The organism is Weizmannia sp. FSL K6-3076 (assembly GCF_038007245.1).
Taxonomy (GTDB): Bacteria; Bacillota; Bacilli; order Bacillales; family Bacillaceae_C; genus Weizmannia; species Weizmannia faecalis.
Genome location: NZ_JBBOWU010000001.1, coordinates 19,453 through 40,922 on the forward strand (window position 1 = coordinate 19,453; position 21,470 = coordinate 40,922).

The 21,470-nt window shown below is 48.5% G+C and carries 20 protein-coding genes, 2 rRNA genes and 1 other annotated feature; of the genes, 21 read left to right on the forward strand and 1 reads right to left on the reverse strand.

Annotated features, from left to right (window positions below; all coding sequences use genetic code 11):
• Nucleotides 1–57: 57 nt before the first annotated feature.
• The 18 genes from NSS95_RS00110 (at nt 58) to sigH (ending at nt 20,023) form a co-directional block, all read left to right on the forward strand.
• A 23S ribosomal RNA gene (locus tag NSS95_RS00110) occupies nt 58–2,990 on the forward strand.
• 373 nt (nt 2,991–3,363) lie between these two features.
• Nucleotides 3,364–3,479: ribosomal RNA gene (gene rrf, locus NSS95_RS00115) — 5S ribosomal RNA — on the forward strand.
• A gap of 299 nt (nt 3,480–3,778) precedes the next feature.
• Nucleotides 3,779–4,069: a DUF3969 family protein gene (locus NSS95_RS00120; RefSeq protein ID WP_014096532.1), complete on the forward strand. Its 291-nt coding sequence runs from the start codon at nt 3,779–3,781 to the stop codon at nt 4,067–4,069.
• A gap of 286 nt (nt 4,070–4,355) precedes the next feature.
• Nucleotides 4,356–4,820 carry a CtsR family transcriptional regulator gene (locus NSS95_RS00125; RefSeq protein ID WP_371836356.1) on the forward strand — a complete coding sequence of 155 codons (465 nt, stop codon included), beginning with the start codon at nt 4,356–4,358 and terminating at the stop codon, nt 4,818–4,820.
• A 19-nt stretch (nt 4,821–4,839) separates the two neighbouring features.
• A complete protein-coding gene (locus tag NSS95_RS00130) occupies nt 4,840–5,385 on the forward strand; it encodes a UvrB/UvrC motif-containing protein (protein WP_014096530.1) in 546 nt (181 codons plus the stop codon).
• Nucleotides 5,385–6,452 carry a protein arginine kinase gene (locus NSS95_RS00135; protein WP_014096529.1) on the forward strand — a complete coding sequence of 356 codons (1,068 nt, stop codon included), beginning with the start codon at nt 5,385–5,387 and terminating at the stop codon, nt 6,450–6,452. Before NSS95_RS00130 ends, NSS95_RS00135 begins: the two co-directional genes overlap by 1 nt.
• Before the next feature lie 16 nt (nt 6,453–6,468).
• The gene (clpC, locus tag NSS95_RS00140; RefSeq protein WP_014096528.1) at nt 6,469–8,919 is read left to right on the forward strand and encodes an ATP-dependent protease ATP-binding subunit ClpC; all 2,451 of its coding nucleotides are present in this window, start codon (nt 6,469–6,471) and stop codon (nt 8,917–8,919) included.
• Between the two features lie 232 nt (nt 8,920–9,151).
• Entirely contained in the window at nt 9,152–10,522 is a 1,371-nt protein-coding gene (gene radA / locus NSS95_RS00145; protein ID WP_014096526.1) for a DNA repair protein RadA, read from the forward strand.
• A gap of 346 nt (nt 10,523–10,868) precedes the next feature.
• Nucleotides 10,869–11,954, forward strand: coding sequence for a PIN/TRAM domain-containing protein (locus NSS95_RS00150; protein ID WP_014096525.1), 1,086 nt, complete (start codon nt 10,869–10,871; stop codon nt 11,952–11,954).
• Between the two features lie 66 nt (nt 11,955–12,020).
• The gene (gene ispD / locus NSS95_RS00155) at nt 12,021–12,701 is read left to right on the forward strand and encodes a 2-C-methyl-D-erythritol 4-phosphate cytidylyltransferase (protein WP_014096524.1); all 681 of its coding nucleotides are present in this window, start codon (nt 12,021–12,023) and stop codon (nt 12,699–12,701) included.
• Nucleotides 12,702–12,703: 2 nt separating this feature from the next.
• Nucleotides 12,704–13,180, forward strand: coding sequence for a 2-C-methyl-D-erythritol 2,4-cyclodiphosphate synthase (gene ispF, locus NSS95_RS00160; RefSeq protein WP_014096523.1), 477 nt, complete (start codon nt 12,704–12,706; stop codon nt 13,178–13,180).
• 552 nt (nt 13,181–13,732) lie between these two features.
• Nucleotides 13,733–15,193 carry a glutamate--tRNA ligase gene (gltX, locus tag NSS95_RS00165; protein ID WP_026684125.1) on the forward strand — a complete coding sequence of 487 codons (1,461 nt, stop codon included), beginning with the start codon at nt 13,733–13,735 and terminating at the stop codon, nt 15,191–15,193.
• 44 nt (nt 15,194–15,237) lie between these two features.
• Nucleotides 15,238–15,467: a binding site (T-box leader), on the forward strand.
• A 128-nt stretch (nt 15,468–15,595) separates the two neighbouring features.
• On the forward strand, nt 15,596–16,264 hold the full coding sequence (cysE, locus tag NSS95_RS00170; RefSeq protein ID WP_035182969.1) for a serine O-acetyltransferase: 669 nt from the start codon (nt 15,596–15,598) through the stop codon (nt 16,262–16,264).
• Entirely contained in the window at nt 16,245–17,642 is a 1,398-nt protein-coding gene (cysS, locus tag NSS95_RS00175) for a cysteine--tRNA ligase (protein WP_340713718.1), read from the forward strand. The genes cysE and cysS overlap by 20 nt, the downstream gene beginning before the upstream one ends.
• The gene (locus NSS95_RS00180; protein WP_014096519.1) at nt 17,639–18,052 is read left to right on the forward strand and encodes a Mini-ribonuclease 3; all 414 of its coding nucleotides are present in this window, start codon (nt 17,639–17,641) and stop codon (nt 18,050–18,052) included. The genes cysS and NSS95_RS00180 overlap by 4 nt, the downstream gene beginning before the upstream one ends.
• Nucleotides 18,052–18,795 carry a 23S rRNA (guanosine(2251)-2'-O)-methyltransferase RlmB gene (rlmB, locus tag NSS95_RS00185; RefSeq protein ID WP_014096518.1) on the forward strand — a complete coding sequence of 248 codons (744 nt, stop codon included), beginning with the start codon at nt 18,052–18,054 and terminating at the stop codon, nt 18,793–18,795. Before NSS95_RS00180 ends, rlmB begins: the two co-directional genes overlap by 1 nt.
• 1 nt (nt 18,796) lies before the next feature.
• A complete protein-coding gene (locus NSS95_RS00190; protein WP_026684122.1) occupies nt 18,797–19,306 on the forward strand; it encodes an NYN domain-containing protein in 510 nt (169 codons plus the stop codon).
• A 111-nt stretch (nt 19,307–19,417) separates the two neighbouring features.
• Entirely contained in the window at nt 19,418–20,023 is a 606-nt protein-coding gene (gene sigH, locus NSS95_RS00195; RefSeq protein WP_061086776.1) for an RNA polymerase sporulation sigma factor SigH, read from the forward strand.
• Here sigH and NSS95_RS00200 read toward each other — a convergent pair.
• Nucleotides 20,017–20,148, reverse strand: coding sequence for a hypothetical protein (locus tag NSS95_RS00200; RefSeq protein ID WP_268810664.1), 132 nt, complete (start codon nt 20,146–20,148; stop codon nt 20,017–20,019). The two genes, sigH and NSS95_RS00200, sit on opposite strands and share 7 nt — an antisense overlap.
• A 184-nt stretch (nt 20,149–20,332) precedes the next feature.
• Here NSS95_RS00200 and rpmG point away from each other — a divergent pair, with 184 nt between their 5' ends.
• From rpmG to nusG, 3 genes are all read left to right on the forward strand, one after another.
• Nucleotides 20,333–20,479 (forward strand): 50S ribosomal protein L33, encoded by a 147-nt coding sequence (rpmG, locus tag NSS95_RS00205; protein WP_017551231.1) that lies wholly within the window; start codon nt 20,333–20,335, stop codon nt 20,477–20,479.
• Between the two features lie 35 nt (nt 20,480–20,514).
• Nucleotides 20,515–20,700 (forward strand): preprotein translocase subunit SecE, encoded by a 186-nt coding sequence (secE, locus tag NSS95_RS00210; RefSeq protein WP_014096515.1) that lies wholly within the window; start codon nt 20,515–20,517, stop codon nt 20,698–20,700.
• A gap of 149 nt (nt 20,701–20,849) precedes the next feature.
• Nucleotides 20,850–21,383, forward strand: a complete 534-nt coding sequence (gene nusG / locus NSS95_RS00215) for a transcription termination/antitermination protein NusG (protein WP_014096514.1) — start codon at nt 20,850–20,852, stop codon at nt 21,381–21,383.
• The last annotated feature ends 87 nt before the right edge of the window (nt 21,384–21,470 follow it).

Here is a 21,470-nt window from a genome sequence, read left to right on the forward strand (position 1 = left end):
GGAGAAACAAACCAAGTAAACCGAGAATCGCTTATTTTTGGATTTAAACCTTTTTATGGTTAAGTTAGAAAGGGCGCACGGTGAATGCCTTGGCACTAGGAGCCGATGAAGGACGGTACAAACACCGATATGCTCCGGGGAGCTGTACGTAAGCTTTGATCCGGAGATTTCCGAATGGGGAAACCCCCTGTCTTTAATCGGACAGGATTCCTGCCTGAATCCATAGGGCAGGAAGGGCACACCCGGGGAACTGAAACATCTCAGTACCCGGAGGAAGAGAAAGCAATTGCGATTTCCCAAGTAGCGGCGAGCGAACAGGAAACAGCCCAAACCGGAAGGCTTGCCTTCCGGGGTTGTAGGACACTCATATGGGAGTTACAAAAGAACAGGTTAAGTGAAGCGGCCTGGAAAGGCCTGCCGGAGAAGGTAAAAGCCCTGTAACTGACACTTCGTTCTCTCCCGAGTGGATCCTGAGTACGGCGGGACACGAGGAATCCCGCCGGAATCCGGGAGGACCATCTCCCAAGGCTAAATACTCCCTAGTGACCGATAGTGAACCAGTACCGTGAGGGAAAGGTGAAAAGCACCCCGGGAGGGGAGTGAAAGAGATCCTGAAACCGTGTGCCTACAAGTAGTCAGAGCCCGTTAACGGGTGATGGCGTGCCTTTTGTAGAATGAACCGGCGAGTTACGGTCTCATGCAAGGTTAAGCTGAAGAAGCGGAGCCGCAGCGAAAGCGAGTCTGAACAGGGCGAAAGAGTATGAGGCCGCAGACCCGAAACCAGGTGATCTACCCATGTCCAGGGTGAAGGCAAGGTAACACTTGCTGGAGGCCCGAACCCACGCACGTTGAAAAGTGCGGGGATGAGGTGTGGGTAGCGGAGAAATTCCAATCGAACTTGGAGATAGCTGGTTCTCTCCGAAATAGCTTTAGGGCTAGCCTCAAGCGAAGAGTTTTGGAGGTAGAGCACTGTTTGGACGAGGGGCCCTCATCGGGTTACCGAATTCAGACAAACTCCGAATGCCAAAAACTTATGCTTGGGAGTCAGACTGTGAGTGATAAGATCCATGGTCGAAAGGGAAACAGCCCGGACCGCCAGCTAAGGTCCCAAAGTATACGTTAAGTGGAAAAGGATGTGGCGTTGCTTAGACAACCAGGATGTTGGCTTAGAAGCAGCCATCATTTAAAGAGTGCGTAATAGCTCACTGGTCGAGTGACGCTGCGCCGAAAATGTACCGGGGCTAAACGTATCACCGAAGCTGCGGATGGACACCGTATGGTGTCCGTGGTAGGAGAGCGTTCTAAGGGCGTTGAAGCCGGACCGGAAGGACCGGTGGAGCGCTTAGAAGTGAGAATGCCGGTATGAGTAGCGAAAGAAGGGTGAGAATCCCTTCCACCGAATGCCTAAGGTTTCCTGAGGAAGGCTCGTCCGCTCAGGGTTAGTCGGGGCCTAAGCCGAGGCCGAAAGGCGTAGGCGATGGACAACAGGTTGATATTCCTGTACCGCCTCTTCACCGTTTGAACGATGGGGGGACGCAGGAGGATAGGGCAAGCGCGACACTGGTTGATCGCGTCCAAGCAGTTAGGCCGGTGCGGAGGCAAATCCTTCGCGCCAAGGCGGAGCTGTGATGGCGAGGGAAATTTTAGTACCGAAGTTCCTGATTCCACACTGCCAAGAAAAGCCTCTAGTGAGGTGAAAGGCGCCCGTACCGCAAACCGACACAGGTAGGCGAGGAGAGAATCCTAAGGTGAGCGAGAGAACTCTCGTTAAGGAACTCGGCAAAATGACCCCGTAACTTCGGGAGAAGGGGTGCTTTTTGGGGTGTATGCCCCGGGAAGCCGCAGTGAATAGGCCCAGGCGACTGTTTAGCAAAAACACAGGTCTCTGCGAAGCCGCAAGGCGAAGTATAGGGGCTGACACCTGCCCGGTGCTGGAAGGTTAAGGAGAGGGGTTAGCCGTAAGGCGAAGCTCTGAACTGAAGCCCCAGTAAACGGCGGCCGTAACTATAACGGTCCTAAGGTAGCGAAATTCCTTGTCAGGTAAGTTCTGACCCGCACGAAAGGTGTAACGATCTGGGCACTGTCTCAACGAGAGACTCGGTGAAATTATAGTACCTGTGAAGATGCAGGTTACCCGCGACAGGACGGAAAGACCCCATGGAGCTTTACTGCAGCCTGATATTGAATTTTGGTACAGCTTGTACAGGATAGGTAGGAGCCTTGGAAACCGGAGCGCCAGCTTCGGCGGAGGCATCGGTGGGATACTACCCTGGCTGTATTGAAATTCTAACCCGCACCCCTTACCGGGGTGGGAGACAGTGTCAGGCAGGCAGTTTGACTGGGGCGGTCGCCTCCTAAAAGGTAACGGAGGCGCCCAAAGGTTCCCTCAGAATGGTTGGAAATCATTCGCAGAGTGTAAAGGCATAAGGGAGCTTGACTGCGAGACTTACAAGTCGGGCAGGGACGAAAGTCGGGCTTAGTGATCCGGTGGTTCCGCATGGAAGGGCCATCGCTCAACGGATAAAAGCTACCCTGGGGATAACAGGCTGATCTCCCCCAAGAGTCCACATCGACGGGGAGGTTTGGCACCTCGATGTCGGCTCATCGCATCCTGGGGCTGTAGTCGGTCCCAAGGGTTGGGCTGTTCGCCCATTAAAGCGGTACGCGAGCTGGGTTCAGAACGTCGTGAGACAGTTCGGTCCCTATCCGTCGCGGGCGCAGGAAATTTGAGAGGAGCTGTCCTTAGTACGAGAGGACCGGGATGGACGCACCGCTGGTGTACCAGTTGTCTTGCCAAAGGCATCGCTGGGTAGCTATGTGCGGAAGGGATAAGTGCTGAAAGCATCTAAGCATGAAGCCCCCCTCAAGATGAGATTTCCCACAGTTTATACTGGTAAGATCCCTGAAAGATGATCAGGTTGATAGGTCCGGGGTGGAAGCGCGGCGACGCGTGGAGCTGACGGATACTAATCGATCGAGGACTTAACCAAACAGAAAAGCGGAGGTGCCTTGTTTAGCCCCGACAAGCGAATGTTCTGACCGGCATGGAGCCGTCTTTTGGCTCCGTGACGGGCGGGTTATTCGACCTCGAGGGGCTAGGCACCGGAGCTGGACAATAGAAAAGCGGAAGCGCCTTGGTCATCGGCGTATGGATTTCGGAGCTTTCGACTGAGATAAAGGAAACACGGCGAGCCCCTAAAGGCGAGCCGATGCCCGCTTATCGTAGGGAGAAAGCGCAGAAATACGCTAGCCGATAGGCGCTGGAGCTAGACAATTTTTAAAGTTAGAAACCAAAGCTATTCTCCGTTTACAGTTTTTTCTCCCATCCGGTTTTCAGGGAACACATCCCAAAAATTATACAGGTCCGGTGATGATGGCGGAAAGGTCACACCCGTTCCCATCCCGAACACGGAAGTTAAGCTTTCCAGCGCCGATGGTAGTTGGGGGTTTCCCCCTGCGAGAGTAGGACGTTGCCGGGCAAACAGAAGGCCAGCTGAATCAGCTGGCCTTTTTGAATGTGTAAATAAGGGAGATATAAAAATTTCCATAAGAAAAACGACAAAGATTTACCTTTTGAATCTGATTATATTACTAACCTGATAATAATTTTTTAAAAATTTTAAAAATATATTGACGGCGGTAATAAAATTGTGCATAATTAGGGCTTGCTGAATAAGCAAAATTCCTAGATTTGGCAAGGATGCTAACAGGTTCGGAAAAAATTAAATGCAAGGATTTTATAAAATGTTAAAACTAAGAAAGGCTGGAGTGTTAAAAAATGATTAATAAAAATACCGAAGAAAAAGATATATTGTTGAATGTTTTAGGTATAATCGAGGCTGTATATAATAAGAAAATTTCGATAGAAGAAGCTGAGAAAAGATATTTTAATTACCGTATCATTGATTCTTTGAAGGAAAAAAATTACTCAAATGAATTAATAGAAATTTTGGAACTGGGTACAGAAATTGATGGTATTAATGATTTACTACCTGACAAGTTAGATGAAAACATAATTGATTTAAAAAATAGAGTTCTTCTTTTGTTAGATAGAGAAATAAAAGCATAAAAATAGTCCCCGCAGACGCGAGGGCTTTTTGATTTGTCCTGCCGTAGCAGTAAAAGCTTTTCAAAGGGCTCGACCTCCTATGAACCCGCACCCCCAATCTGTCTGGGTTAATCTTTACCGCTCGCTGCGCACGCAGTCCCATCGGGTGGTCCGTGAACATCCGGTTGTCTCCCCAAACAGAAATGCTGAAAAAGGGGCAGTTTTCCTAGTTGCATTTTCTGTAGGGAATCATGTATAATTAAAGTCAAATATAGTCAAAGTCAAAAGACGGTGTCAGGAGGTGGCTTTGATGAAAAATATATCGGATATCATAGAGGAATATTTAAAACGGATTCTGGAACTGAATGAAAAAGAAATTCTTGAAATAAAACGCAATGAGATTGCCGATAAGTTCCAATGTGTCCCTTCGCAAATCAATTATGTCATCAATACGCGGTTTACGATTGAAAGAGGGTATATTGTTGAAAGTAAAAGGGGCGGCGGCGGCTATATCCGGATCATGAAAGTGCGGCCTGAAAGCGATGCGGAACTGATTGACCAGCTGCTTGTGCATATCGGCAATGTCATCTCCCAGTCGAATGCGGAAGCCATCATTCTCCGCCTCGTTGAAGAAGAGGTGATTTCAAGGCGGGAGGCAAAAATCATGCTCAGCGTGATGGACCGCTCCGTGCTCTACATCCAGTTGCCGGAACGGGATGAACTGCGTGCCAGAATGTTGAAATCGATGTTAACGACCTTAAAATACAAGTAACAATAGAGGTGAGTATGCCGTGATTTGCCAGGAATGCAATGAAAGGCCGGCAACGATGCATTTTACTAAAATTATAAACGGTGTGAAAACGGAATTCCATCTTTGCGAGAAGTGCGCGCAGGAGAAGGGGGAAAAGTTTTCATCGGATTGGGGGAAAACCTTTTCCTTCGATAATCTGCTCGCGGGCCTTTTTAATTTTGATCCGGCCATCCAACTTTTCAAACAGGAAACAGCACCTGACCCGGATGTGCTTCGCTGCAACCATTGCGGGATGACATTGAACCAGTTTTTAAACACAAGCCGGTTAGGCTGCCCGCATTGCTATGAGACGTTTCAGCACCAGCTTGTTCCGATTTTGCAGCGCCTTCATGGCGGCAACGTTGCGCATGAAGGAAAAATACCTGCACGGATTGGCGGTGCCATTTATACAAAGAAAAAATTGCAGGAATTAAAGGCGGCGTTGCAGGAAGCCATCAGCCAGGAAGAATTTGAAAAAGCAGCAGAACTCCGCGATCAAATTCGCGCACTTGAAGGTTCTTCTCAAGCAAAAGGAGGGGAACAATAATGTCTTTAGAACATTTTTTGCACAAAGCGTCCAGCTCCTGGATGAACGAGCAAGGGCCTGAATCGGAAATTGTGCTGACGACACGGGTTCGTCTGGCAAGAAATTTAAAAAATTACCGGTTCCCGTCCTTGTTTACCAGCGAGGAAGCAAGGGAAATTATGAAAACAATCCAGGATATCGCCCGAAATCATTTTCCGGCTGAAATGCAGGCTGAATTTTTAAAAATGGACGAATTAAAACCGCTCGAAAAAAGGGTGCTTGTGGAGAAACACCTGATTAGCCCGCAACTTGCCGAAGAAGCGGGTGACGGGGCAGTTATTTTGTCAAGCGGCGAAGATATTAGTATTATGATAAATGAGGAAGATCATTTACGCATACAATGTCTTTCTCCAGGGCTTCAATTGCATGAAACGCTTCAGAAAGCCAATCAGCTTGATGACCTGCTTGAAAATTGGGTCGATTATGCTTTTGATGAAACGCTCGGTTACTTAACCAGCTGCCCGACAAATGTCGGAACGGGCATCCGCGCATCGGCCATGATGCATTTGCCGGGACTTGTGCTGACACAGCAAATTAAACAAATCATTCCGGCGATTCATCAGCTTGGTTTGGTGGTAAGAGGAATATATGGCGAAGGAAGCGAAGCCATCGGAAATATTTTTCAAATTTCCAACCAGGTGACACTCGGAACATCGGAAGACAATATTGTCTCGGATTTAACCAGTGTCATCCGGCAGATCATTACACAGGAAAGATCGGCAAGGGAAGCATTGGTGCAGACTTCAAACATACAATTAGAAGACAGGGTTTACCGTTCGCTCGGTGTCCTGCAAAACAGCAGGATCATTGAAACAAAAGAAGCGGCCCGTTGTTTGTCCGATGTCCGGCTGGGAATTGATCTGGGCTATATTCAAAACATTTCGAAACAAATTTTAAATGAATTGATGATTTTAATGCAGCCGGGATTTTTACAGCTTTATGCCGGAAGAGCGCTCAGCCCGTATGAAAGGGATATCCGGAGGGCTACACTGATAAGAGAACGTTTGAGGCTTGAGGAGACCAAATGAACAGGAGGAATGACAGATGATGTTTGGAAGATTTACAGAGAGAGCCCAGAAAGTGCTGGCCCTTTCCCAGGAAGAAGCAATCCGCCTGAAACATAACAATATCGGAACGGAACATATTTTGCTCGGACTTGTCCGCGAAGGGGAAGGCATCGCGGCAAAAGCGCTGTACGGCCTGGGTTTAAGCGCCGAAAAAATCCAGGAAGAAGTGGAAACCCTGATCGGGAACGGCCAGGAAATTTCCCAAACGATCCACTACACGCCAAGGGCCAAAAAAGTGATTGAACTGTCAATGGATGAAGCGAGAAAACTCGGGCACTCCTATGTTGGAACGGAACATATCCTCCTCGGGCTGATCCGTGAAGGTGAAGGCGTGGCGGCACGCGTGCTGACAAATCTCGGCGTTAGCTTAAATAAAGCAAGGCAACAGGTGCTCCAATTATTGGGCAACAGTGAAGCGTCCGTACAGGGCGGTTCGGCGGCCAGCGTCAGCACACCGACACTGGACAGTCTGGCCCGCGATTTAACAGCGATCGCACGGGAAGATTCCCTTGATCCTGTAATCGGGCGCAGCAAAGAAATTCAACGCGTCATTGAAGTACTGAGCCGGAGGACAAAAAACAACCCTGTCCTTATCGGGGAACCGGGCGTTGGGAAAACGGCCATTGCAGAAGGCCTTGCCCAGCAAATTGTGCATAATGAAGTGCCGGAAACGCTGCGTGACAAACGGGTTATGACGCTTGATATGGGTACGGTTGTGGCCGGTACAAAATACCGTGGCGAATTTGAAGACCGCCTGAAAAAAGTCATGGATGAAATCCGCCAGGCCGGTAATATCATTCTTTTCATCGATGAATTGCATACCTTAATTGGGGCCGGCGGTGCGGAAGGAGCCATTGATGCTTCCAATATTTTAAAACCGTCGCTTGCCCGCGGCGAACTGCAGTGCATCGGGGCAACAACACTGGATGAATACCGGAAATATATTGAAAAAGATGCTGCACTGGAAAGAAGGTTCCAGCCGATCCAGGTCGATGAGCCGACGATTGATGAGTCGATCCAGATTTTAAAAGGGCTGCGCGATCGCTATGAAGCACACCATCGCGTCTCGATTACCGATGAGGCGATCGAAGCCGCTGTAAAACTTTCGGACCGCTATATCGCAGATCGGTTCCTGCCGGATAAAGCGATTGACTTAATCGATGAAGCCGGATCGAAAGTGCGTCTTCGTTCCTTTACAACGCCGCCGAATTTGAAAGAACTGGAATTGAAACTGGAAGAGGTACGCAAGGAAAAAGATGCGGCCGTCCAGAGCCAGGAATTTGAAAAAGCGGCTGCGTTAAGGGATACCGAACAGAAACTGCGCGAACAGCTGGAGGAAACGAAGAAAAACTGGAAGGCAAAACAAGGCCAGGAAAACAGTGAAGTCACAGTCGATGATATAGCGCTTGTTGTTTCGAGCTGGACGGGAGTTCCGGTGACGAAACTGGCACAAACCGAAACGGAAAGGCTTCTGCACCTTGAAGAGATCCTTCATTCCCGGGTGATCGGGCAGGAAGAAGCGGTACTTGCAGTGGCGAAAGCAGTCCGCCGTGCACGGGCAGGATTAAAAGATCCGAAACGCCCGATCGGTTCCTTCATTTTCCTCGGGCCAACAGGGGTCGGAAAAACAGAACTGGCGCGGGCGCTTGCGGAAGCGATGTTCGGCGATGAGGATGCCATGATCCGGATCGACATGTCCGAATACATGGAGAAACATTCGACTTCCCGCCTCGTAGGTTCGCCGCCTGGATATGTCGGTTTTGAAGAAGGCGGGCAGCTGACGGAAAAGGTACGGAGAAAACCGTATTCGGTTGTGCTGCTTGATGAAATTGAAAAAGCGCACCCGGATGTGTTCAACATTTTGCTCCAGGTACTGGATGACGGCCGGCTGACCGATTCCAAGGGCCGCACGGTTGATTTTAGCAATACGATTGTCATCATGACATCGAATGTCGGCGCAGATGCTTTAAAACGCAACAAGAGCGTCGGGTTCACCATTCAGGATACCGTCGAGGCCGATTATAAAGACATGAAGGACAAAGTGCTCGAGGAACTGAAAAAAGCGTTCCGGCCTGAGTTTTTGAACCGTGTTGATGAAACCATTGTGTTCCATTCGCTCGAGAAGAAACAGTTGAACGAAATTGTCACGTTGATGGCGAAAGAATTGTCGGACCGGTTAAAAGAGCATCATATCGAACTTGTGCTGACGGATGCCGCAAAAGAAAAAGTGGCGGAAAAAGGCTACGATCCGGAATACGGCGCGCGGCCGCTGCGCAGATCGATTCAGAAAAACATCGAAGACCGCCTTTCGGAAGAAATGCTGAAAGGCAATATAAAAGAAGGGCAAAAGGTATTGGTCGATGTAAAAGACGGCGAATTTACTTTTGCCAGTGTGGCAGAGTCGGAAGCTGTATCGTCCAATTCTTAATGCCGAAAGCAGGAAAGGGTACAATGGTTTTGGCGATTGTACCCTTTTTTTCACATATATAAAATTTCGCGCCAAAATCAATGGCGATTAGGATAACATTGCTTCTGGCAACACATAAAGAAGGAGTACTGTTTCGTTCAACCTATGTGGCGGTTTCTTATACGATTTTAATTCAATTTCAAGATACTTTGTATACACTTATACACATAGATATGAGGGAAAGGGGTTTAAGATGGCAAAAAAAACCGTAAAGTTTGTTTGCCAGAACTGCGGCTACGAGTCGCCAAAATGGATGGGAAAGTGCCCGCAATGCAGCCAGTGGAACCAGATGGTGGAGGAAGCGGAGACGCCAAAACGGAGGGGCTTTTTTTTACATCCGGAGCCTGGAAATGAAACCAAAGCGGCACCTATTACGTCTATAGAGTCTAAAGAAGAAAAAAGGACAAAGGTGGATTTTGGAGAGCTGAACCGTGTCCTCGGCGGCGGCATTGTTGCCGGATCACTTGTTTTGATCGGCGGGGATCCCGGGATCGGCAAATCAACGCTGCTTTTGCAAGTGTCATCACAACTGGCAAAGCACGGGTTAAATGTACTGTATATTTCCGGGGAGGAATCGGCGAAACAGACGAAGTTAAGGGCGGACCGGTTAAACATCCATACCGACCATCTTTATGTGCTGCCGGAAACGGACCTTTCCGTGATCCAGCAGGCGATAGATGAACTGAATCCCGGCTTTGTGGTCATTGATTCCATCCAGACGATTTACCATCCGGAAATCCAGTCTGCGCCGGGCAGTGTGTCGCAAGTGAGGGAAACGACTGCACAGCTGATGCGGACGGCAAAAACAAAAAACGTGGCCATCTTTATTGTCGGCCACGTGACAAAAGAAGGCTCCATTGCCGGCCCACGTGTGCTTGAACATATGGTGGATACGGTCCTGTATTTTGAAGGTGAACGCCATAACGCCTACCGGATATTAAGGGCGGTCAAAAACCGCTTTGGTTCGACGAATGAAATTGCGATTTTGGAAATGAAAGAATCCGGTTTGGAAGAAGTCCAGAACCCTTCCGAAATTTTTCTGGAAGAACGGACAAAAGGTGCAGCCGGTTCTACCGTGGTGGCTTCCATTGAGGGGACGCGCCCGGTCCTTGTCGAGATCCAGGCGCTGTTGGCCCCGACGTTTTTCAATATGCCGCGGCGGATGGCATCCGGGATTGACTATAACCGTGTCACGCTGATTATGGCGGTGCTTGAAAAACGGGCCGGTCTTTTGATTCAGAACCAGGATGCTTATTTAAAAGTCGCCGGCGGCCTGAAAGTGGATGAACCGGCAGTGGATTTGGCAGTTGCTGTCAGCGTGGCATCCAGTTTTCGCGACAAGCCGACAAATGCGGATGACTGCATTATCGGAGAGGTCGGGCTGACGGGGGAAGTCAGGCGGGTGTCCAGGATTGAGCAGCGCGTCCAGGAAGCGGCAAAACTTGGTTTCCGGCGGGCGATCATCCCGAAAAATAATATGGGCGGGTGGACGCCGCCAAAAGAGATTCAAGTGATCGGCGTCTCCACAATCCAGGAAGCTTTGGAAGCGGCACTCGGCGGATGAGAAAGGGAACAAATTTCCGTGCCTTCTATGTGTTCTTTGGATCAGTGCGTGAGGGTACCGGAGGAAGCGGAAGGCACTGGGAAGTGAAGGAAAGCGTGGAAAAAAACGGAACCCACTTGATAAGCAAATAACTGCCGCAAATCTGCGTTTACAGGATCCGTTATGATGTAAAGACAGAAAAGACAGCGGCTGGCAGGATACAAATTTTAAAAGAAAGCAGGGGATGTGCATGAAGCCTGAAAATGCCCGGAGAAAACCGCGGCGATTAACTGGCTCGGTAGGGAAAAATACGAAGGCAAACGTTTTAAACACTATTTTTTGTTTATAATGTATAAAGGAGGTGAACATGTTGTTAAGACGGCTTATACAAATTTGTTTGGTACTGATTGGCGGCACGCTCGGTGTTTTCCTGCTGCCTGATTTTTACAAGCTTGTGAAAGTGGATTATGTGTTAATCAACAACCCGTATGTTTCAGCGCTGTTGGGGGCTATTATCTTTTATCTTATTACTTTCTGGTCCATTCATTATATCGTTGATTTTGTCGATTGGTTTGAGGATTCACTGGTAAAAGTCCCGATGACGGAAATTTTTTCCGGCACCTTTGGCCTTGTGCTCGGCCTGATTATTGCTTATCTGGCAAGCATTCCGGTGCGGGGAATTCCGATTGTCAATACAATTGTGTCGATTACACTTACAGTATTGCTCGGTTATATCGGATTTCAGGTCGGTTTTAAGAAAAGAGAGGAAATTTTCAATTTGTTTTTCAACCGGCAGCATAGACGGAAAGGCGGGACAGAGCAAGAAGGGCATCCGCAGCCTGGAAAACAGGTGAAGATTCTTGATACAAGCGTTGTCATCGACGGACGGATTGCGGATATTTGCCAGACCGGTTTTCTTGACGGGCCGATTGTGATTCCGCTCTTTGTGCTTGAAGAATTGCAGCATATTGCCGATTCTTCGGATGCTTTGAAAAGAAACCGGGGCCGGCGTGGGCTTGATATCTTGAACCGGATACAGAATGAACTGCCGATCGAAGTGCAAATGTATGAAGGCGATTTTGAAGATATCCAGGAAGTTGACAGCAAGCTCATTAAACTGGCAAAATTGATGAACGGGATTGTCGTGACGAATGATTATAATTTAAATAAAGTATGTGAATTCCAGAAAGTCAAGGTGCTCAATATCAATGACCTTGCCAACGCCGTAAAACCGGTTGTGCTCCCCGGCGAAGAGCTCAATGTGCAACTCATTAAAGACGGGAAAGAGCATCACCAGGGGATTGCCTATTTGGATGACGGCACGATGATTGTTGTCGAAGAAGGCAAAAATTACATTGGCAAACGCATTGATGTGCTCGTGACAAGCGTCCTGCAGACTTCGGCGGGCCGGATGATTTTTGCCAAGCCGAAACTGCTTGAAAAAGCGTTATAATGCAGCCTGGAACACCCGCGGCGCCGGACGCGGGAAGTTCATACAGGATGCCGGGGGAGATTGGATTTGACAGATTATGAGGTGATTATACCGGCAGCCGGATCGGGGAAGCGGATGGGCGCAGGGTTCAACAAATTATTTCTTGAACTGAACAAGCGCCCGGTCATTGCGGTTACAGCAGAAGTTTTTTTGGCCGATCCGTCCTGCAAAAAGTTGATACTTCCCGTGCAGCCGCATGATAGGGAAGAGATGAAGCGTATTTTGCCCCGCTCGGAAAAAATAGTATTTGCCCGCGGCGGTTCTGAACGGCAATATAGCGTACGGAACGGGCTGGAACTTGCCGGAAGCTGCAGTGTCATTCTTGTGCATGACGGTGCAAGGCCGTTTATCAGCGCCGGATCCATTGCAGCGCTGGCGGCAATGGCCGGGGAAAAAGGGGCGGCGATAGCGGCTGTTCCGGTAAAAGACACGATCAAAAGAGCAAAAGACCAGATTGTAACCGAGACGATTGAGCGGAGCAGCTTGTGGCAGATCCAAACGCCACAAGCTTTTCGCACGTCTGTCTTGAAAAAAGCGCATGAAGCGGCGGAACGGGACGGCTTTCTCGGAACGGATGAAGCCTCACTGGTCGAACGGATCGGCCATCCTGTACATATTGTGCCGGGAAGTTATGATAATATTAAAATTACGACACCGGAAGATCTTTATTTCGCAGAAGCGATTTTAAAAAAGCAGGGGGGAGGATGAAGATGTTCAGGATCGGACAAGGCTTTGACGTGCACCGGTTCGGGGAGGGACGTCCCTTGATGATCGGGGGAGTTGAAATTCCATATGAAAAAGGTTTGCTCGGCCACTCCGACGCGGATGTGTTGCTTCATGCCGTAGCGGATGCCTGTCTCGGGGCCATTGGGGAAGGGGATATCGGCCGGCATTTTCCGGATACAGATGCGGCATTTAAAGATGCGGATTCTGCGGCGCTTTTGGCGCATGTTTTTCAGCTTGTGAAACAAAAAGGATACAAGCTCGGCAATCTTGATTGCACGATTATTGCCCAAAAGCCGAAAATGGCGCCCTATATCGGGAAAATGCGGGAAACGATCGCGCGCATTTTGGAAGCGGAGATCGGGCAGGTCAATGTCAAGGCGACCACGACGGAAAAACTCGGCTTTGCCGGGCGCGAAGAGGGCATTGCGGCGCAGGCGGCGGTACTGCTGGAGCAGGCTTAACCGGCGTGGCTGCAAGGGTGCTGAAACAACGGGCAGTTTAAGGCACGTACTGCCTGCTGGACATTTTAACGGTGTATGGCAACAGAAGTTTCGTCAAAAATGGTGCAACGGAGCCGGGCAGCTGTTAACGGAAACCTTTCTTTTGCTGGAACAAACATAACCGGTGTATCGCTGCAAAATCGGGACAAGCCGTGCGGTTTAGGACCCGCACTGCTGCTGGAACCATTTTAACCGGTGTATGGCCTGGAGATGTTTTGCCGAAAATGGTGTAATGGAGCAGTGCGCCCGGTTATCGGAAACCCGTCTTTTGCTGGAACAAGCATAGCCTGGCGGGGGCACTCGTGGTACAGTGGCAATTCCATTATCCCGTCTTTTGCTGGAACAAGCATAATAGCAGATATTTTACCTGCAAGATGTGCGATGGCATCCATCCGCCGGTTCACGTCAATCCATCTTTCGTCCGCCGAACCGGACACACCACCGGTTTACGGCTTTTTCAGACGGTGATACAATAAAACAAGACAAAAAGCGACAGTTTAAAGGAGAATCGACATGGCAAACGAAATCAGAGTACGGTACGCTCCGAGCCCGACCGGTTTTTTGCATATCGGGAATGCCCGTACCGCATTATTCAATTATTTATTTGCACGCAGCAAGGGTGGAAAGTTCATTATCCGGATTGAAGATACTGACCAGAAGCGGAATGTGGAAGGCGGTGTGGAAAGCCAGCTGAAATATTTGAAATGGCTCGGCATCGACTGGGACGAAAGCATTGATGTCGGCGGCGAATACGGGCCTTACCGCCAGTCGGAACGCCTCGATATTTATAAAAAATATTATGAAGATCTGCTTGATCGTGGGCTGGCTTATAAATGCTATTGTACGGAAGAAGAACTGGAAGCCGAACGCGAAGCCCAGCTTGCACGTGGGGAAATGCCGCGTTATTCCGGAAAATGCCGCCATCTGACAGAAGAAGACAGGAAGCGGCTTGAAGCGGAAGGACGGAAACCGAGCATCCGTTTCCATGTTCCGGAAGGCAAAGTGTATACGTTCAATGATATCGTAAAAGGCGAAGTGTCTTTTGAATCGGATGGAATCGGCGACTTTGTCATTGTTAAAAAAGACGGGATGCCGACTTATAATTTTGCGGTTACGATCGATGACCATTTGATGAAAATGTCCCACGTACTTCGCGGGGACGACCATATTTCCAACACGCCGAAACAGCTGATGATTTATGAAGCATTCGGGTTTGAACCGCCCGTATTCGGCCATATGACGCTGATTGTCAATGAACACCGGAAAAAATTGAGCAAACGCGACGGCAGCATCATCCAGTTTATTGAGCAGTATGCGGAACTCGGCTATTTGCCGGAAGCACTATTTAATTTTATTGCCATGCTCGGCTGGTCACCGAAGGGCGAGGAAGAAATTTTTTCGCGGGAAGAATTTATCCAGATTTTTGACCCGGAACGGCTGTCGAAATCGCCTGCTTTGTTTGACCGCCAAAAATTGGCATGGATGAACAACCAGTATATGAAAAAGCTCGATTTGGATAAAGTTGTGGAGCTTGCGTTGCCGCATCTTGTAAAAGCAGGGCTCGTTCCGGAAAACCGGACACCTGAAGAAGAACAATGGGTGCGCAAACTCATCTCTCTCTATCAGGAACAAATGAGCTACGGCGCGGAAATTGTCGAATTGTCGAAACCGCTCTTCTTTACGGATGAAATCACATATGACGACGAAGCAAAGGCGATTTTGTCGGGAGAGCACGTTCCGGAAGTGCTCCGTGCATTCCTTGAAGAACTGGACAGAATCGAACCATTTGAAGCAGGCGAAATCAAAAAAGCGATCAAAGCAGTGCAAAAAGCAACCGGACAAAAGGGGAAAAAGCTGTTTATGCCGATCCGTGTTGCCGTTAGCGGCCAGACACACGGCCCGGAACTGCAAAGCCTGATCGAACTGCTCGGCAGGGAAAAAGTAAAGAAACGCCTTGAAAGAATCACGGGTTAACATTTTTTCGAAAATAGGATATGATATGGTTAAAATAGATGTATGAAAAAGCGTTGAGAAGGAGAAGTAGGAAGAGGACGCTTCAAAGAGAGAACCATCGCCGGCTGAAAGTGGTTTAAGCCCCTCCTTTTCTGAAATGCACCTTCGAGCCTGTATCTGAACGCGTTTGCCAGTAGGATGCAGCGGGGGCCGCCCGTTAACAGGGAAAGTTGGGCAGCGGGCAAGGCCTGCCGCCAAACAGAGTGGAACCGCGCGATCAAGAAGCGTCTCTGTCCGTTGCAGAGGCGCTTCTTTTTTAAATTGCAGGTCCGATGACACATCCGGCTGATGGAAATGCAAAGCGGAAGAAATTTTATAAACGGACGGGGAATGGGAAAAAAACAAGCGAAAGGGGAGTAGCACATGTTTAAGCGGTTGAAGGAAGACATTGAAGTGGTTTTTGATCAGGATCCGGCAGCACGGACGTATTTTGAAGTGATCTTGACTTACTCCGGTCTTCATGCCATCTGGGCACACCGGATTGCGCACTTTTTTTATAAAAAGAAAATGTTTTTTATCGCCCGGGTGATTTCGCAGCTCAGCCGCTTCTTTACCGGAATTGAAATCCACCCCGGTGCACAAATCGGCAGGCGGTTTTTCATCGACCACGGCATGGGGGTTGTGATCGGGGAAACGTGCGAAATCGGCGATAACGTGACGGTTTACCAGGGCGTTACGCTCGGCGGCACCGGGAAGGAAAAGGGCAAGCGCCATCCGACAATTAAAGACAATGCGTTAATCGCAAGCGGGGCGAAAGTTTTAGGTTCGATTACGATTGGGGAAAATGCAAAAATAGGGGCAGGTTCTGTCGTATTAAAGGATGTCCCCCCCAATTCGACAGTGGTCGGCATTCCTGGCAGGGTCGTCGTCCAGGACGGCGTCAAAATTAAAAAAGATTTAAAACATAATGAGCTGCCTGACCCTGTTGCGGACCGCCTGAACAGCATGCAGCAGGAAATCGATGCTTTGCGGTCGGAAGTGGAACAACTGAGAAAGGAAGGGGCAAGAATGTATGAGCATTCAGATATATAATACATTAACAAGAAAGAAGGAGCCGTTTATCCCGCTTGAAGAGGGGAAAGTGAAAATGTATGTATGCGGCCCAACCGTCTATAACTATATCCATATCGGAAATGCACGGCCAGCGATCGTGTTTGACACGGTCCGGCGCTATTTGGAGTTTCGGGGTTATGATGTAAACTATGTGTCGAATTTCACCGATGTGGACGATAAACTCATTAAAGCCGCAAAAGAACGCGGAGAAGAAGTGCCGGCTTTAAGCGAACGGTTTATCAAGTCTTATTTTGAAGATATTGATGCGCTCGGTTGCTGCCATGCAGACGCCCATCCGCGCGTGACGGAAAATATGGATGCGATTATCGCGTTTATTGAAAAATTAATTGAAAAAGGCCATGCCTATGAATCAGGCGGTGATGTTTACTACCATACGAGAAGTTTTCCGGACTACGGTAAATTGTCTCATCAATCGATTGACGAATTGAAATCAGGTGCGAGAATTGAAGTAGGGGAAAAGAAAGAAGACGCCCTTGATTTTGCCCTTTGGAAAGCGGCAAAAGAGGGGGAAATTTCGTGGGACAGTCCGTGGGGGAAAGGCCGGCCGGGATGGCATATTGAATGCTCGGCCATGGCGAAGAAATATCTTGGCGATACGATCGACATCCACGCGGGCGGGCAGGACCTGACTTTTCCACATCACGAAAACGAAATTGCCCAGTCGGAAGCGTTGACAGATAAACCGTTTGCCCGTTACTGGATGCATAACGGCTATATCAATATTGATAACGAGAAAATGTCGAAGTCGCTCGGAAACATTGTGCTTGTCCATGACATCATCGAGCGGCACGATCCACAAGTTTTGCGCTTTTTCATGCTGTCGGTGCATTACCGCCATCCGATCAACTACAGCGAGGAACTGCTTGCCAATGCGAAGGCAGGGCTTGAACGGATCAAAACGTCGTACCAAAATGTAAAGCACCGGCTTGAATCCAGTGCAAATCTGGCAGAAGATGATGAAAAATGGCTGGAACAGGTCCGTTCGCTCCATCGCCAGTTTATCGAGGCAATGGATGATGATTTCAATACGGCAAACGGTATTTCTGTTTTGTTCGAACTGTCGAAGCAGGCCAATTATTACTTGCGGGGAAAAAATACGACAGAAACTGTTCTCCGGGCATTTATGAAAGAGTTTGAAACGATTTCCGGCGTTCTCGGCCTGAAGCTCGAGGAAGAAGTGCTTTTGGACGAAGAAATTGAAGCGCTGATTGAAAAACGGAATGAAGCAAGAAAGGCACGCAATTTCCAACTGGCTGACGAAATCCGTGACAAGTTGAAAAGCATGAATATCATTCTTGAAGATACACCCCAAGGGGTGAGATGGAGACGCTTATGACGGTCACCCTTGATCCGAAACAACTGAACAGCCTCGCGCTTGCTTATATGGGGGATGCGGTATATGAAGAATATATCCGGCACCATGTTCTCTTGCAGGGAAAAACGAAGCCGAACCGCCTCCACCGGGAAGCGATCCGCTTTGTTTCAGCGAAGGCGCAGGCTCAAATTTTAAAACAGATGATGAACGAGAATCTTTTAACGGAAGAGGAAACCGCTGTTGTCCGCCGTGGCAGAAATGCGAAATCGGGCACGGTTCCGAAAAATACAGATGTCCAGACATACCGGCACAGCACTGCATTTGAAGCGCTGATCGGCTACCACTATTTATCCGGCAGCCGGGAGCGGATGGAGGCGCTGATTAAAAAAGCAATCGACATTGTCGAAGACCAGAAAGGAGGGGCGCACTGATGGACCAGGAGTATATTGCTGGCAAAAACCCGGTGCTGGAAGCGTTAAGGGCGGGCCGGGAAATCAACAAAATCTGGATTGCAGAAGGTTCACAAAAAGGCGCCATGAAGCAGGTGATAGAGCTTGCAAGGGAAAGAAAAGTGACCGTCCAATTTGTCCCGAAAAAAAAGATTGACCAGGTGGCTGACGGGGCGCATCAGGGTGTACTGGCGCTCGTTGCCGCTTACCGGTATGCAGAAACAGGCGATATGTTCAAACTTGCCAAAGAGCGGAATGAACACCCGTTTATCCTGATCCTCGATGAATTGGAGGATCCGCATAATCTCGGCTCGATTTTACGGACGGCTGATGCGGTCGGCGCACACGGCGTCATTATCCCGAAAAGGCGCTCGGTCGCATTAACAGCAACGGTGGCGAAAGCTTCAACCGGCGCGATTGAACATATCCCGGTGGCGCGGGTAACAAACCTTTCGCAAACGATTGCCGGCTTAAAGCAGCAAGGGCTGTGGATTGCGGGAACCGATGCTTCCGGGACGACCGATTACCGGCAAATGGATGCCGATCTGCCGCTATGTCTTGTCATCGGCAGTGAAGGGAAGGGGATGAGCAGGATCGTAAAAGAAGCATGCGACTTTCTGATCCGCCTTCCGATGGCAGGGCATGTGACTTCGCTCAACGCGTCCGTTGCTGCCGGCCTGCTCATGTATGAGGTTTACAGGAAGCGCCATCCGCTTGGTGAATAAAATGAATATTTTGCTGGTGGACGGCTATAACATCATTGGCGCTTGGCCGGAACTGCAAAAATTGAAACAAAAAGACCTTGGCGCCGCCAGAGACCGGCTTGTTGAGATCATGGCGGAATACCAAGGCTATACGGATGACAAAGTCATCGTCGTTTTTGATGCTTACGGGGTGAAAGGCCTGGAAAAAAAGTACCGCTATCACAAAGTGGAAGTCATTTTTACAAAAGAAAATGAAACGGCAGATGAACGCATTGAAAAAATGGCCATTAAACTGAACAACATCCGCACGCAGATTTATGTGGCCACATCTGATTTCACTGAGCAGTGGCAAATATTCGGCCAAGGCGCTTTAAGAATTTCAGCACGCGAACTGTTGACCAAAGTGGAAATGATTGAACAAAAGATTAAAAAGAATGTAAAATCAATTCAAGAGGAAAAGCCGGCAACAAGAATACCGTTAAGCCAAGAGGTCATGGAAATTTTCGAAAAATTACGCAGGGGAAAACGATGAGCGGTTGACGATTGAAAATTCTGTACTGTATAATAGCTTTTATCGAATGCTCATGGGGGGATACAGGTGAACCTGAACATTGAGGCAGCATATGAAGAAAGATATGGCACGATGCAGGATGAAGAGTTGGTTGGACGGATACACAACGGCGAAAGTGAAGCGTTGGATTACTTGATCCAAAAATACAGAAATTTTGTCAGGGCAAAAGCGCGTTCTTACTTTATCATCGGGGCCGACCGTGAGGATATTATCCAGGAAGGCATGATCGGGCTGTATAAGGCCATCCGCGACTACAGAGAGGACAAGCTCACGTCTTTCAAGGCTTTTGCTGAATTATGCATCAACCGGCAAATGATTACCGCAATTAAGACTGCCACCCGCCAAAAGCACATACCGCTTAATTCTTATATTTCCCTGGACAAGCCAATTTATGATGAAGAATCTGACCGTACGTTGATGGATGTCATCACCGGCGCGAAAATTTCCAATCCTGAAGAATTGATTTTAATCCGCGAAAAATATGTCCATATAGAAGTGAAAATATCCGAACTGTTGAGCGATCTGGAAAGAAAAGTGCTCGCCCTTTACCTGGACGGGCAGTCCTACCAGGAAATTTCAGAAGAATTAAACCGTCATGTAAAATCAATTGATAACGCTTTACAGCGCGTCAAAAAGAAGCTGGAACGCCTGTTGGAAATGAGGGAGCTGACTTACTGAAAAGGTGTTGTAAGCCGTTTTTCCGCCAGGCTGTTTTTCCCGAATGCAAGTGCAGCATTCAGGCGTACAAAAAGCACGTCTTTAAATGCCCGGTATTCAATGCTTTCGGGAAAAACCCGGCACATCCCTTCTCCTGCTACTAATTGACACAAGCTTTCTGCCGTGTTATGTTGATTTGTAGGATTTTATGTTTTGATACGATACCGGCGCGGAACCGGCAGCATCCAACAGATTCTCCCGGTTTTTCGGGAATCTTTACAGCGGCAGGTTCCGTTAACGCCGTAAGATCATAAGACAGCTGGTGATGAGATGCAGAAAAAAATGGTACTTGCCTGTTCGGTTTGCGGCTCGCGCAATTACACGACTACAACGGGCAACGGAAAGGCTGAAAGAATGGAATTAAAGAAGTTTTGCAAGCACTGCAACGAACACACCATCCACCGCGGGACAAAATAACAACGAACATGAGCTTACTTGGAGGTCTTAAATACATGTCCATCACAAATTTTTTTCGTAATGTTGCTTCCGAAATGCGAAAAGTCAGCTGGCCTGGGCGCAAAGAGCTGGTCAAATACACGATTACAGTCCTTGTAACAGTTGCCTTCCTGACATTGTTCTTTATTGTCATCGATCTCGGTATTTCCGCAGTGATCCGGTGGGCTGAAAACTCATTGTAAAAGGATCATTTTTCACTTGAATATCCAATGATAAAACATGGTATAATGGGAGTATCATAAGCAACGACTCAAACCCGGTTAGCGGGTTTTTTCATTTGTCCAAAAAATCAAAAGACCAACAGGGAGGGACGGACATCAAGTCCTATTAAATGGAAAAAAACTGGTATGTTGTCCATACGTATTCAGGCTATGAAAATAAAGTCAAAACCAATTTGGAAAAACGTGTAGAATCAATGGGGATGCAGGATAAAATTTTCCGGGTAGTGGTGCCGGAAGAAGAAGAACTTGAAGTGAAGAATGAGAAGAAAAAAGTGGTGAAACGAAAAGTTTTCCCGGGCTATGTCCTGGTGGAAATGGTGATGACGGATGATTCCTGGTATGTCGTCCGGAACACGCCGGGTGTCACCGGTTTTGTCGGGTCGTCGGGAGGCGGTTCCAAGCCGACGCCGCTTTTGCCTGAAGAAATTAATACCATCTTGAAACGGATGGGCATGGAAGAAAAACGGGCCGATGTGGACTTTGAAATCGGCGAGACGGTTACGGTAAAAGAAGGGCCGTTTGCAAACTTTGCCGGCAAGATTGTGGAAATGGACCGTGACAAAGGCAGGGCAAAAGTCATGGTCAATATGTTCGGTCGGGATACACCGGTAGAGCTCGTTTTTGAACAAATTGATAAAATATAACGGGATAAAACTTGAAATCGATATGCTGAGATGTTAATATGTTATAAGTCAGTATGTTCTTTGCGGATGGCCCGCTGACCGGGATCC